Raw genomic sequence first — 12,933 nt, 5'->3', positions numbered from 1 at the left:
CCTTCCCACCGTGGGACAGGCTGGAACACGGACCCGATCCTCGGCGTCCGCGAAATTTAAATGGGAAGGGGGTCGGACGGCGTCAAGACCCTGACGGGCGCACGAATTTCGCGCTTCCCGCCGCCCCGCCGGAGCGCGGCGCGACCGACGGCAGGCTGCCCCGCACCGGCGTGAAATACCCGTCCGACAGCGCCAGTTCGGCCTTCAGCCGCTCGAGCGTGTCATCGAGCGTGGTGCCCAGGCTTACCGGCAGGTCGCGCAGGTGCGCCTTGGCGGAAATCACCGAGACGATGCGCGGCACGCCGTCCTCGATCACGAAGATCGGCGATCCGGACGAACCATGTTCAACCGTGCAATTGAGCACGAGCGCCCCCTGTTGGCGCGCCAGCACCTTGCACCGCTCCTGGATCGAGGCCGCTGCGGCCCGGTCCCGGCCGTAGGAGACGACGCTCACCTCGCCCCCTTTTCGCGGCCGCGCGCCGGTACCGAAGGGCACGACCGTGGACTTGCGCACCGGCGTGGCCAGTTCGAGAAGCGCCAGGTCGGCCGCGACCCGGGCGGGCCGGTTCGCGCCCCCGAAATCATAGGCCGGGTTCACCACCGAGCGCCGCACGGCGCGATAGGCCGCCGCGCGTCCGTTGCGCCAGCCCGCCCGGAACTCGATCGCATCATCGGGGTAACGCTCGCCGGTCTCGGAATCGAAAAGGCAATGGGCGGCGGTCAGAACCAGCGTCTCGGAGATCAGCGCGCCGGTGCAGAACGCCTCGTTCGCGATGTCGAGCCGCCCGACCGCGTCCCATCCCCGGCTGTCGTCGCCGGTGACGAAGGCGCGCAGCCCGGACGGGTCGGCCGTGGCCGCCGATCCGAGGATCGCGAACAGGATCGCGGCGAGTCGTCGTTTCATGCCCGTGCCCATGCCAGAGCGGTAGCACCGGCCTGGGGCCAAAATATGGCCGGATGGTCCGTCACACTGCTTCGGCCATCTTGCGCGGCCGCGGCCCGCCGGTGGCCCAGTCGAGCAGCTCGACCGTATGCACCACCGGGACCTCGGTCCCGCTGCCGATCTGCATCATGCAACCGATGTTGCCGGCCGCGATCACCTCGGGCGTCTTGGCCTCCAGCGTGCGGATCTTGCGGTCCTTGAGCTTGGCCGAGATCTCGGGCTGCATCAGGTTGTAGGTGCCGGCGGAGCCGCAGCACAGGTGGCTGTCCGCGGGCTCGACCACCTCGAACCCGGCGCGCTTGAGCAGGTCCTTGGGATAGGTCTTGATCTGCTGGCCGTGCTGGAGCGAACAGGCGGCGTGGTAGGCTACGCGCATCCCCTGCCCGCCCTCCGGCAGGTCGAGCTGCATCAGGAGTTCGGAGACATCGACCGCGATGGCCGACACGCGCGCGGCATCGCCGGCCATGTCGCCCAGCCGGAACATGTGCCCGTAATCCTTCACCGTGGTGCCGCAGCCCGAGGTGTTGATCACGACGGCATCGAGCCCCTCGCCGTCCATCTCGCGCACCCAGGCGCGGATGTTCCGGGCCGCCGTGCCGTGCGCCTCGGCCTCTTTCCCCATGTGATGGGTGAGCGCCCCGCAGCAGCCCTGCCCCTTGGCCACGACGACCTCGCAGCCCAGCCGGCGCAAAAGCCGGATCGTCGCGTCGTTGATGTCCGTGTCCAGCGCGCGCTGCGCACAACCCGTCATCAGCGCAACGCGCTTCTTGCGCGCCCCGATCGCCGGAAAGACCTGCGCGTCGTCATTGCGGCTCACCGGGGGGATGCGCTCCGGCGCCATGTCCAGCATCGCGCGCAGGCGGGCGTCCGGGATGAGCCCGCGGAACGGCTTGCCGATCTTGGCGCCCAGCAGCGCCAGCCGGAAGCGCCCCGGATACGGCAGGATGCGCGCCAGCGTCCAGCGCAGCATGCGGTCCATGAGCGGGCGCTTGTAGGTCTTCTCGATATGCGCGCGGGCATGGTCGACCAGGTGCATGTAATGCACGCCCGACGGGCAGGTCGTCATGCAGGCCAGGCACGACAGGCAGCGGTCGATGTGCTTGACCGTCTTCTCGTCGGCCGGCCGCCCGCTCTCGAGCATGTCCTTGATCAGGTATATCCGCCCCCGCGGGCTGTCGAGCTCGTCGCCCAGCACCTGGTAGGTCGGACAGGTCGCCGTGCAGAAGCCGCAATGCACGCAGGCGCGCAGGATCTCGTTCGACCGGGCGATGCCGGGATCCTCGAGCTGTTCTTCGGTGAAAAAGGTCTGCACTTACACCCCCATCAGCCCGGGGTTCAGGATGCCCCGGGGATCGAATTTCGCCTTGAGCTGCCGGCTCAGCGCCGCGATCGGCGCCGGTTGCGGCTGGAACACCGGCACCTGCGCCCGGGTCTCGGCGCTCGCCCGCACGAGCGTGGCGTGACCGCCCACCTTCGCGACCGCCTCGCGCAGGACGCCCGCGGCGCAGTTGCCGCGTTCGGGCACGCGCAGCCAGATCAGCCCGCCGCCCCAATCCATCAGCGCCCCCTGCACCCGGTCGCCCAGCGCCTCGAGCAAGGCCGGCCCGTCGCCCGGCGTCACGCTGACCTTCCAGACCGCGCCCTCGGCCGCGGCCAGCGGCGCCACGTCCCGGATGCCGGCCCACACGTCGGCGCTCGCGTCGCCCTCGATGCGCTCGAACCCGGCCAGCACGCCGTCCATCAGCGCGCCCGTGCGATAGGCCACCTGGTCGGTCAGCCCCTCGATCCGGACGAGCGTGCGCCCGCCCACCTCGTGGGCGGCCCCCGTGACGTCGAAGGGCGAACCCAGCGCGGCCGACAGCTTCGCCACGCCCGCACGCGGATCCAACCCCTCCGCCACCAGCGTGGCTTCCGTCTCGGGCCGCGCCTGCACCTTGAGGCTCACCTCGGTTAACACGCCCAGCGTGCCCCAGGACCCGGCCATCAGCTTCACGAGATCATAGCCGGTGACGTTCTTCATCACCCGCCCCCCGTTCTTCACGATCCGGCCCTGCCCGTCGACGAAGCGTGCGCCCAACGTGAAATCGCGCGCCGCTCCGGCCTGGATCCGCCGCGGGCCCGAGACGTTCGCGGCCACCGCGCCGCCGATCGTGGGCGCACCGGTGGTCCCCAACAACACCCGGTGATCCATCGGCTCGAACGCCAGCCGCTGGCCTTCCGCGGCAAGGACCGCATCGATCTCGGCCACCGGCGTGCCCGCGCCCACCACCATCGTGAGCGACCCGGGTTCGTAGAGCGTCACGCCGGAGATCCCGACCTCCAGCACCTCGCCCACGACCGGTGCGCCGACGTCGCGCGTCCCGCCACCCTTCACGCGCAGCGCGCCGTTCGCACCCGCGACCACCTCGGCCAGCTCCGCCTCGCTCTCGATCCGCTTCATCTTCATCGTTCCAGAAATACTTCGGGGGGGTCGGGGGGCTGGCCCCCCGACGGGTCGGACGGGCGCAAGCCCGTTCGACCGTTCAGGCGCGCCGCGACGCGCTCACCTCGAGCGGGAAGACCTTCGCGGGGTTCAGGAGCCAGCCGGGATCGAACACGTCCTTGACCGCCATCTGGATGTCGAGGTCGGCTGGCGCGTACTGGGTCTCCATCAGCTCGCGCTTCTCGACGCCCACGCCGTGCTCGCCGGTCAGGCAGCCGCCGACCTCGACACAGAGCCTGAGGATGTCCGCCCCCATCGCCTCGCATTTCTCGAGCTGGCCTGGCTCGTTGGCATTGTAGAGGATCAGCGGATGCATGTTGCCGTCGCCGGCGTGAAACACGTTGCCGACACGCAGGCCGTAGTGCTCGGAGAGCTCCCCGATCCGCTCCAGCACATGCGGCAGCTCGCTCACCGGGATCGTGCCGTCGAGGCACATGTAGTCGTTGATCTGGCCCATCGCGCCGAAGGCCGACTTGCGGCCGAGCCAGATTTTCGCGCTCTCCTCGGCCGAGGCGCTTTCGCGGATCTCCACCGGGTCGTGACGCTCCGCGATCGCGACGATGCGCGACAGCTGGTCCTCGATCTCGGCGTCCGAACCCTCGACCTCGATGATGAGAAGCGCCTCGCAATCGGGGTAGCCCGCGTGGACGAAGGCTTCCGTCGCCTCGATGCAGGGCCGGTCCATGAACTCGATCGCCACCGGCACGATGCCGGTCTTGATGATGTCGGAGACGCAGGCGCCCGCCACCACGTTGGACGAGAAGCCGATCAGCACCGGCCGCGCACCCTCGGGTTTGGCGAGGATGCGCAGGGTCGCCTCGGTCACGATGCCGAGCTGTCCCTCCGAGCCGCACACGAGGCCCAGGAGGTCGAGCCCCCCGGCATCGAGGTATGGGCCGCCGATCTCGACCACCTCGCCGTCGGCCATGACCATCGTCACGCCCAGCAGGTTGTTCGTCGTCACCCCGTACTTCAGGCAATGCGCGCCGCCGGAGTTCATCGCGATGTTGCCCGCGATGGCGCAGGCGAGCTGGCTCGAGGGGTCGGGTGCGTAGAAGAATCCGTCCGCCTCGACCGCCCCGGTCACCGACAGGTTGGTGCGCCCCGACTGCACCCGGATGAAGCGGTTGTCGTAGTCCGTCTCGAGCACCTCGTTCAGCCGGGCGACGCCCAGGATCACGCTGTCGGCCGTGGGCAGCGCACCGCCCGCCAGCGACGTGCCCGCGCCGCGTGGTACCACCGGCACGCCCGCCTCGTGGCAGACCTTCATCACCGCCGCGACCTCCTCGGTCGAGGCGGGCAGAACGGCGCAGAGCGGCGGGCAGCGATAGGCGCTCAGAGCGTCGCATTCATAGGCCTTGAGCTCGATCTCGTCGGAGATCACGGCATCGTCTGGCAGAACCTCCTCGAGGCGTGCGACGATCCGGTCCTTGGCGGCGAGAAGCTCCTCGCGCGGCTGGGGCATCTGCATGGGGCACCTCCCTTGTCCTTCCCGTCATAAAGCCGCGGCGCGCTCGTGGCAAACGGCGCTTGGCCCTTGCGCTTCAATCGTGAAACGGGTCAGTTGCCACCATGACATGGGTCAAGATCATACACATCCTCTGCGTCATGGGCTGGATGACGTCGATCTTCGCGGTCCCGCGCGCGATCATCTACTGGAAACGTGATTGGGACGGGCGCGCGGCCAACGGCCCGATCGGCGATCTGACCTTCCGGCTCTACAGGTTCTCCGCCGGTCTCGGCGTCATCGCGCTGATTACCGGCCTCTGGCTCGCCTGGTGGCTGGGCTTTCCCGCATGGGTCTGGCTGAAGCTCAGCCTCGTCGCCGTGCTCGCGGTGCATTACGTGATGACCGGCCGCCTCGTCGTGAAGGCGCGGCGCGGCGAATTCTCCCGGACCGACCGCTATCTCAGGATCTTCAACGAGGTCTCCGTGCTCGTCGTCATCGCGATCCTCTGGGCGGTCGTGGCGAAGCCGTTCTGATGCCCCCGTTCCTCGCCGGTTTCACGCTCTTCGACGCGGCGGCGGTGCTGGTCCTGCTGGCGGCCTGGCAGGGGATCGGTTGGATGATCGAACACCCGTCCGAAAAGCGCCCCTCCACCTCGCGGGTGATGAAGGGCTACCGGCGCGAATGGATGCGCGAATACGTCACGCGCCAGCCACGCATCTTCGACAGCTCCGTGCTCGCCTCGCTCCGGCAGGGCACCACGTTCTTCGCCTCGGCCTGCATGATTTCGATCGGCGGCGGGCTCGCGTTGCTGGGCAACACCGAGCGGCTCGAAGGGGTCGCGACCGACCTCACCGCCGCCTCCGCGCCGGAACACGTGTGGGAAGCCAAGATCCTGCTGGTGATCCTGCTGGTGGCGTGCGGGTTCCTCGCCTTCGTCTGGGCGCATCGCCTGTTCGGTTACTGCGCCGTCGTCATGGCCTCGGTCCCCAACGACCCGGAGGCGCCCTCGGCCTACCCCCGCGCCGAGAAGGCCGCCGAAATCAACATCAATGCCGCGCGCAGCTACAACCGCGGGCTTCGGGCGATCTACTTCGCGATGGCCGCGCTCGCCTGGCTGCTCGGGCCTGTCGCCTTGCTGTTTTCCACGGCGGTCACCTTCGTGGTCCTGTGGCGTCGGGAGTTCGCGTCCAAGTCCCGCATGACCCTTCTCAAGCCGGACGTGGACTGACGCCTTCGGGCACATGCACCGCGCGGCGCGCGGGGGGCCCCCACGGGCCCCGGTGCTAGGCGCCCTGCGTCCTGCGCGACCGCCCGCGCCCTTCCCAGAGCCAGGCGGCGACCGCGAAGCCGGCGGCGAGCAGCAGCATCAGCCACGGCGGCGCCAGCGGCACGACGCGCAACGCTTCGACCACGTAGGCCCCGCGCGGGGTGTAGCCGATCCAGCCGCGCCCGATCGCGGCCCGGCCGGAGCGCACGGAGCGAAGGCCCGGCGTCCCGTCCTCGATCGCCGCCGTGCCGCCGCGCATCGACGCCATGACTGGCTGAAGCGGCTCGCCAGAGGCGATCGTGTCCTCGAATTCCTTGGGCGAGGCGGGGCCGACCGCGACCACCGCGTTCTCCTCGCCCTCGGCCAGCCGGAAGAGCCCGATCTGGGCCGAGGCGAATTCGGCTTCGTAGAGCCCCGGCGCGACTTCTTCCATCTGCACCTCTTCCTCGGTACCGTCGGGGCGCGTCACGGTGACGGAGCGCCCGCCTTCGCCCATCGTGCGGCGAGTGATGGTGACCTGGTTGCCCGTGGCCTGCGCCGTCAGCGCCTCTTCCTCGAGCTCGGGCTCCTTCATCATCCAGTGCGCCAGGCGGCGCAGGAGTTCGAGTTGCGGACCGCCGCCCTCGAAACCCCGATCCCACAGCCAGGCGTGATCGGACGCCAGGAGCGCCACGCGCCCGTCGCCCACGCGGTCGAGGGTGAGGAGCGGCAGGTCGTCCAGACCCTCCATCACCGTCATGCCGGAGGTCTCCTCCAGCTCGACGAGCCGCATCCAGCGGCCCCATCCGCCTTCGGGGGCGAATTCGGTCAGGCCGCGGGTAACGGGATGACGCTGGCCCAGTTCGGACACTTCGGGCGCATAGGCCTCTTCACGCACCCGCGCGGTCGGCGCACCCGGCAGCACCTGCCCCAGCGGCGACCGTGCGAGGCTCTGGGCCGAGGCAAGGTCCGGGCCTGCCGCCACGAGCACCGCGCCGCCTTCGTTGATGTAGGCGCTCACCGAAGCAAGGTAGCTCGCGGGCAGGATGCCGCGCAGCTTGTAGCGGTCGAAGATGATCAGATCGAACTCGTCGATCTTCTCCATGAAGAGTTCCTGCGTCGGGAAGGCGATGAGGCTGAGCTCGTTGACCGGCACGCCGTCCTGCTTCTCCGGCGGGCGCAGGATGGTGAAATGGACGAGGTCCACCGCGCTGTCGGATTTGAGCAGGTTGCGCCACGTGCGGGTGCCCGGATGCGGCTCGCCGGACACGAGCAGAACCCGCAGCCGGTCGCGCACGCCGTTCATCGTCACCACGGCCGCGTTGTTGCGGTCGGTCAGCTCGCCGTCGACCGCGGGCGTGGTGAACTGGATCACGTTCTGCCCGCCGTGGGTCAGCGTGATCGGCAGCGTCAGCTCGACGCCCGTCGGCACGTCGAAGACTTCGGGCTCCTCCCCGTCGATCGAGATGGTGAGCTCAACCCGGCCCGATTCGGGGGCCGCGCCCATGTCGTCGATGCGAAGCCCGATCTCCTGCTCCTCGTCGAGGATGCCGAAGGCCGGCGCGTTGGTGACCTCCAGCCGCCGGTCCCAGTCCCCCTCGCGACCGGTGCGCAGGAGGTGGAGCGGCGCGGGCAGGTCCGGTGCGGCCTCCAGGTCATGAAGGCGGCCGTCGGAGATCAGGACCATCCCCGCGACCCGGTCGCGCGGAACCTCGGCCAGCGCCTCGGCCAGCGTGGTCATCAGGAGAGAGCCGCGGTTGTCCTCGCCGTCGCCCATGCGGGTGACGCGCAGTTCGAGCCCCTCGGTCGCGCCGACGCGGGCGGTGAGCGCGTCCAGCGCCGCCTCGGTCTGCGCTTCGCGGTCAGACAGGCCCTGCGAGGCGCTTTCGTCCACGATGGCCAGCATGATGTCGCCCTCGGGCGCGCGATCTTCCATCTGGAGGGACGGGCCCGCGAGCGCGAGGAGGAGCGCGGCCGCCCCCAGCATGCGCAGCGCCCAGCCCTTCAGCCCGCGCCAGAGCGCGAAGACCAGCAGCGCGCCGATGAGCGCGGCGGCGGCCCAGATCACCGGCCAGGGGAAGGCCGGGTCGAAGATGATCGACGAGGCGTTCATTGTCCGAGCCTTTCCAGCAATGCCGGCACGTGGACCTGGTCGGATTTGTAGTTGCCCGTGAGCACGTGCATCACGAGGTTCACGCCGAAGCGATAGGCGATCTCGCGCTGGCGCTCGCCCGCGAAGCCGCGCCCGACCGGCAGCATCGGCGTGCCGTTCTCGTTCACGGCCCAGGCGGACGCCCAATCGTTGCCGCCGATGATCACCGGCGTCACCCCGTCATTGAGGTTGCGGAACGGCATGCCTTCCGCGCGTTCCGCGTCCGGCGGGCTCGCCTCGACCCAGACGGCCTGGCCGAAGTAGCGGCCGGGGAAGTCCGAAAGCAGGTAGAAGGTGCGCGTGAGCACGTGGTCCTCCGGCACCGGTTCGAGCGGCGGAATGTCGAGCGGACGCGCGAGGGTCCGCAGGCGCGAGCCCTCCGGTGTCGCGCTCGAGCCGAACCCGGCCACGTCGCCGTCCCTCGTGTCGAAGACGATCATCCCGCCACCGCGCAGGTAGGCGTTGAGCTTGGCATAGGCTTCGGCAGACGGCGCGGGTTGCTCGGCCGATACCGGCCAGTAGAGGATCGGGTAGACCGCCAGTTCGTCGCTCTCGATGTCGACGCCCACCGGCGGGTTCGGCTCGACCGAGGTGCGCTGGAACAATTGCTGGCTGAGCCCCAGGAGCCCCGCCTCGCTCACCCGGTCGAGCTCGGGGTCGCCGGTGCGCACGAAGGCCAGTGTCACCTCGCTCGCCGCCGCGATCGGGGCGGCCTCGGGGCTTTCCGTCGGCGTCGCGGCCTCCTGCGCACGCGCCTCGGGTGCGATCATCAGGGCGATCCCGAAGAGCGCCGCCGTCGCGGCTGCCTTGCCGCCGTCCCCGCCGCGCGTCAGCCGCCCGCTGAGATAGAGCGAGGCGATCACGTCCACCGCCAACGCGGCGAGCGCCAGCAGCAGAAGCAGCCCGGAGAGGTCGGTTTCCTCGCGCTCGCCGGCCCATTCGGGTGTGACGGCGGCGGGCCAGGAGGCGGGACGAAGCACGTCGTCCTCGCCGATCACGTTCACCGCGACGCGCCGATCCTCGTCGGCATAGAGGCCCGGCGGCAGGTCCGGTCCGACCGTGCCGGTCAGCCGTTCCCCGGCCACGCCGGGGCGCTCGCCGGCATCGTCGAGCGAACCGAACCCGTCGAGCAGCGTCTCGGGCACCCAGGTCGTGCCCTCGAGCTCCCCCGCCTCAGGCGCGCCGGTGCGCGTGGACACGGCGAGCCGTTCGAGCATCTGCACGAAGAGGCCCGAGAGCGGCAGGGTGGACCATTCGGCGTTGGCCGAGACATGGACCAGCACCACCTGCCCGTCCGCCAGCGTCTTGCGCGTGACAAGCGGCGTCCCGTCGGCCAGTGCGGCGATCGTGCGCTCGGCCAGCTGCGGGCCGGGCTCGGCCAACACCTGGCTCGTCACCTGCACGTCGTCGGGGATCTCGAGACCGTAGAACGGGCTGTCTTCCGGGAAGGGCGCCAGACCGCGCGGCTCACCCCAGCTCATCGCGCCGCCCACGTCGCGCCCGCCCACGCGCAGACGCACGGGAAGCAGCGGATCGACCTCGCCGCGCCCGGTATCGGCGGCGGCAAGGCGGGGCCCGGCGAAGCGCAGGAGCAGCCCGCCCTCGGCGACCCATTCCTCGAGCGCGTCCTTGTCGCCCGGCGCGAGCGCGGCGACATCGGCCAGGATGAAAACGTCCGGGCTTGCCGCGATGAGATCGGACAGGGTGCCTTCCAGCACGTCCGCCGTGGGCTCCAGCGCCTCGCGCAGGTAGTGAAGCGGCGAGAGCAGTTCCAGCCCCTCCTCGCTCGCCCCGCCGATCAACGCTACCTTGCGCCGGCGCAGGGTGTCGTCGGTCAGGCTCACGGTGCCCGCGCTGCGCACCCCCTCGACCTCGAAGCGATCGATCCGGTTGCGCAGTTCGGGCGGGAGCGAGATTTCCGCCACCGCCTCGGTCGCGCCCTGTTCGAAGGTGAGCGTCGCGCGCGCCAGTTCTCGTTCGATCCCCGCGGGGTCCGGCCCCTGCCCGGTCACCTCGATCTCCTGCGGCGCTTCGGCGCGCGAACGGGTGGCGGACAGGCGCACCATGCCGTCGGCAATGCGCGCAGGCTGCAACCCGATGCGCGGGCTCGGCGGCTCCATCACGGTCAACCCGCCGCGCGCCTGAAGCTCACGCGCCAATGCGGCGCGGTCACTGCCGGCAAGACCGTCAGAGATCCAAAGCGTCTCGAACCCGCCCTCGACGGTGTCGAGCCACTCGAGCGCCGGGGCGTGATCCACCGGCCACGCCTTCGGCAGCAACCCTTCGAGCCGCGCCTGGGCGTCGGATGCGGCGCGCAGCGGCAGGCCACCCTCCGGCGGCAGGTCATTGAGCGCCACCACCGCGACCCGGCGGCCGGAAGCCGCGGCCGCCTCGAGCCGCTGCTCGGCTGCATCCAGCCGCGCGGCCCAGTCGGGGGCGGCGGCATAGCTGTCATCGACCAGCACGACGAGCGGCCCCGATCCGGACTGGACCGGGTCGGGGTTCAGGACCGGCCCCGCGAAGCCGAGGATCATCGCCCCGACCGCGAGCATGCGCAGAAGAAGCAGCCACCACGGGGTGCGGTCGGCTTCGCTGTCCTCGTCCTCGAGTCCCAACAGAAGCGCGACCCCGGGGAACGCCCGGCGGATCGGCGCGGGCGGGATGGCGCGCAGGATCAGCCACAGGACCGGCAGCGCGACGAGCGCGGCCAGAAGCCACGGCGTGACGAAGCCGATGGGGCCCAGGGTGAACATCAGCCGCGGCCCTCCAGCGCCTGGTAGAGCCACAGGAGCGCCGAGGAGGGGCTGTCGCCGGTGTGATGCGTGTGGAAGCGCCAGCCGGTCAGGTCGGCCATCGCGGCCAGCCGTTCCTTGCGCTCCATCAGGCGCGCGAGGTAGCGCTCGCGCAGATCGCCCGCCTTGCGGGTCTCGAATTCAAGCGTGTTGCCGACCGAGTGGAACACGGTGCGCCCGTCGAAGGGAAACGCCTCTTCCGACGGATCGAGCACCTGCAGGAGCACCCCCTGCACGCCCCGGTCGGCCGCCGTGCCCAGTGCCTCTTCGACAGGGGCCGGGTCGCCCAGGAAGTCCGACACGAAGACCGCGCGCGAATGGCGTGGCAGGATCGACAGGTCGGGCACGCCGTAATCCTGCACGCTCGCATCCATCAGGCGTTCGGCGATGCGGCCCAGCTGCACCTCGCCGCGCATCGGCCGGATGCCCATGTCGGTGAGCCCGACCCGTTCCCCCGCCTGCACGAGCAGGATGGCCGCGGCCAGCGACAGGAGCGCGGCGCGGTCGGCCTTGGTGACGATGTTGCGGTCCGAGCTGAACTGCATCGACTGTCCGCGGTCGACCCAGAAGACGACCGACTGGGCGGCCTGCCATTCCTTTTCGGCCACGAAATGCGTGTCGGACCGGGCCGAGCGGCGCCAGTCGATGGTGCGCGCCGGGTCGCCCGGCTGCGCGGTGCGGTATTGCCAGAACGTGTCGCCCATGCCCGGACGCCGGCGCCCGTGTTCGCCCAGCACGACGCCGCGCGCCAACTGGCTCGCCTCCGCCAGCAGCGGCGGGAGGGGCGCGGCGAGCGCCTCGGATCGGGGGCGCAACGGAAGGGTCAAGCGGCAGCCTCACCCAAGCTCAGGCTCTCGACCACCCCGTCGATGATCCCGCCAAGCTGTTCGCCCCGGGCGCGCGCGCCGTAGGTCAGCGCCATCCGGTGGATCAGCACGGGCCTGGCCAGCGCGCGCACGTCCTCGGCGCTCGGCGCGAGGCGCCCGTCCATGAGGGCGCGGGCTCGCGTAAGCAGCATGAGCGCCTGCGCCGCGCGCGGACCGGGGCCCCAGGCGACCGCGTCGCGCACCGTGTCGGGGGCGCTGTCGTCGTCGGGACGGCAGGCGCGCACCAGGTCGAGGATCATCTCGACGATCCCCTCGCCCACCGGCATCCGGCGCAGAAGCGCCTGCGCGGCCAGCAGGTCGTCGGTCGAGAAGACCGCCTGCGCCTCGGCCTCGTCCGAGCCGGTGGTGGCGAGGATGATGTCGCGCTCGGCGTCACGGTCGGGGTATTCCACGTCGACCTGCAACAGGAATCGGTCGAGCTGGGCTTCGGGCAGCGGGTAGGTCCCCTCCTGCTCCAGCGGGTTCTGCGTGGCCAGCACGTGGAACGGTTTTTCCATCGCGTGCTCGTGGCCCGCCACCGTCACCGCCCGCTCCTGCATCGCCTGCAGAAGCGCCGACTGCGTGCGCGGGCTCGCGCGGTTGATCTCATCGGCAAGAAGCAGCTGGCAGAAGATCGGACCGGGGATGAAACGGAAGGATCGCGACCCGTCGGCGGCCTCTTCGAGCACTTCTGAGCCCAGGATATCGGCCGGCATAAGGTCTGGCGTGAACTGGATTCGCCCGCCGCTGATTCCCATCACGGTCGACAATGTCTCGACCAGGCGGGTCTTGCCGAGGCCGGGAAGGCCGATCAAGAGCGCGTGACCGCCCGCGAGCATGGCCGCCATGACCTGCTCCACAACGGTCTCCTGACCGATGATACGCTTGGCCACCATCGCACGCGCCCGGGCGAGCTTGTCCCCCAGCGCCTCGATCTCCGCCACCAGGTCCTCTGCCTTGTCCATGGAACGCCTCCGATGTCATAGTCGTTCTCCAGTAAAG

Annotated in this window: 10 protein-coding genes; 2 read left to right on the top strand and 8 right to left on the bottom strand. The window is 70.3% G+C overall.

What is annotated here, in order from left to right:
* Nucleotides 1-82: 82 nt before the first annotated feature.
* From GQE99_RS05140 to GQE99_RS05125, 4 genes are all read right to left on the bottom strand, one after another.
* A complete protein-coding gene (locus GQE99_RS05140) occupies nucleotides 83-904 on the bottom strand; it encodes a trypsin-like serine peptidase (RefSeq protein WP_161350518.1) in 822 nt (273 codons plus the stop codon).
* A 61-nt stretch (nucleotides 905-965) separates the two neighbouring features.
* Nucleotides 966-2,255 carry a glycolate oxidase subunit GlcF gene (glcF, locus tag GQE99_RS05135; protein WP_161350517.1) on the bottom strand — a complete coding sequence of 430 codons (1,290 nt, stop codon included), beginning with the start codon at nucleotides 2,253-2,255 and terminating at the stop codon, nucleotides 966-968.
* Nucleotides 2,256-3,383 carry an FAD-binding protein gene (locus tag GQE99_RS05130; RefSeq protein WP_161350808.1) on the bottom strand — a complete coding sequence of 376 codons (1,128 nt, stop codon included), beginning with the start codon at nucleotides 3,381-3,383 and terminating at the stop codon, nucleotides 2,256-2,258.
* Nucleotides 3,384-3,465: 82 nt separating this feature from the next.
* The gene (locus GQE99_RS05125) at nucleotides 3,466-4,896 is read right to left on the bottom strand and encodes an FAD-linked oxidase C-terminal domain-containing protein (RefSeq protein ID WP_161350516.1); all 1,431 of its coding nucleotides are present in this window, start codon (nucleotides 4,894-4,896) and stop codon (nucleotides 3,466-3,468) included.
* Between the two features lie 101 nt (nucleotides 4,897-4,997).
* On the opposite strand from GQE99_RS05125, the gene GQE99_RS05120 reads away from it, so the two are divergent.
* Complete coding sequence (locus GQE99_RS05120) at nucleotides 4,998-5,408, top strand: CopD family protein (RefSeq protein ID WP_161350515.1); 411 nt, start codon at nucleotides 4,998-5,000, stop codon at nucleotides 5,406-5,408.
* Nucleotides 5,408-6,103, top strand: a complete 696-nt coding sequence (locus tag GQE99_RS05115) for a DUF599 domain-containing protein (protein WP_161350514.1) — start codon at nucleotides 5,408-5,410, stop codon at nucleotides 6,101-6,103. Before GQE99_RS05120 ends, GQE99_RS05115 begins: the two co-directional genes overlap by 1 nt.
* A gap of 55 nt (nucleotides 6,104-6,158) precedes the next feature.
* Here GQE99_RS05115 and GQE99_RS05110 read toward each other — a convergent pair whose 3' ends face one another.
* Genes GQE99_RS05110 through GQE99_RS05095 form a run of 4 tightly spaced genes read right to left on the bottom strand, consistent with a single transcriptional unit; the run spans nucleotide 6,159 to nucleotide 12,896 of the window.
* Nucleotides 6,159-8,234 carry a hypothetical protein gene (locus GQE99_RS05110; protein WP_161350513.1) on the bottom strand — a complete coding sequence of 692 codons (2,076 nt, stop codon included), beginning with the start codon at nucleotides 8,232-8,234 and terminating at the stop codon, nucleotides 6,159-6,161.
* On the bottom strand, nucleotides 8,231-11,026 hold the full coding sequence (locus GQE99_RS05105; protein WP_161350512.1) for a DUF4159 domain-containing protein: 2,796 nt from the start codon (nucleotides 11,024-11,026) through the stop codon (nucleotides 8,231-8,233). Before GQE99_RS05105 ends, GQE99_RS05110 begins: the two co-directional genes overlap by 4 nt.
* Nucleotides 11,026-11,892 carry a DUF58 domain-containing protein gene (locus tag GQE99_RS05100; RefSeq protein WP_161350511.1) on the bottom strand — a complete coding sequence of 289 codons (867 nt, stop codon included), beginning with the start codon at nucleotides 11,890-11,892 and terminating at the stop codon, nucleotides 11,026-11,028. Before GQE99_RS05100 ends, GQE99_RS05105 begins: the two co-directional genes overlap by 1 nt.
* Nucleotides 11,889-12,896 carry an AAA family ATPase gene (locus GQE99_RS05095; protein WP_161350510.1) on the bottom strand — a complete coding sequence of 336 codons (1,008 nt, stop codon included), beginning with the start codon at nucleotides 12,894-12,896 and terminating at the stop codon, nucleotides 11,889-11,891. Before GQE99_RS05095 ends, GQE99_RS05100 begins: the two co-directional genes overlap by 4 nt.
* Nucleotides 12,897-12,933: the final 37 nt, after the last annotated feature.

This window comes from Maritimibacter harenae, from assembly GCF_009882975.1.
Taxonomy (GTDB): domain Bacteria; phylum Pseudomonadota; class Alphaproteobacteria; order Rhodobacterales; family Rhodobacteraceae; genus Maritimibacter; species Maritimibacter harenae.
Note: the sequence above shows the minus strand (reverse complement) of the source record. Positions and strands in the feature narration are given on the sequence as shown.

What these genes read in the sequence shown, in the direction of transcription:
- GQE99_RS05130 (WP_161350808.1), bottom strand. Translation starts at nt 3,383, where the DNA reads ATGAAGCGGATCGAGAGCGAGGCGGAGCTGGCCGAGGTGGTCGCGGGT.
- GQE99_RS05110 (WP_161350513.1), bottom strand. Translation starts at nt 8,234, where the DNA reads ATGAACGCCTCGTCGATCATCTTCGACCCGGCCTTCCCCTGGCCGGTG.
- GQE99_RS05115 (WP_161350514.1), top strand. Translation starts at nt 5,408, where the DNA reads ATGCCCCCGTTCCTCGCCGGTTTCACGCTCTTCGACGCGGCGGCGGTG.
- GQE99_RS05125 (WP_161350516.1), bottom strand. Translation starts at nt 4,896, where the DNA reads ATGCAGATGCCCCAGCCGCGCGAGGAGCTTCTCGCCGCCAAGGACCGG.
- GQE99_RS05105 (WP_161350512.1), bottom strand. Translation starts at nt 11,026, where the DNA reads ATGTTCACCCTGGGCCCCATCGGCTTCGTCACGCCGTGGCTTCTGGCC.
- GQE99_RS05140 (WP_161350518.1), bottom strand. Translation starts at nt 904, where the DNA reads ATGAAACGACGACTCGCCGCGATCCTGTTCGCGATCCTCGGATCGGCG.
- GQE99_RS05120 (WP_161350515.1), top strand. Translation starts at nt 4,998, where the DNA reads ATGACATGGGTCAAGATCATACACATCCTCTGCGTCATGGGCTGGATG.
- GQE99_RS05095 (WP_161350510.1), bottom strand. Translation starts at nt 12,896, where the DNA reads ATGGACAAGGCAGAGGACCTGGTGGCGGAGATCGAGGCGCTGGGGGAC.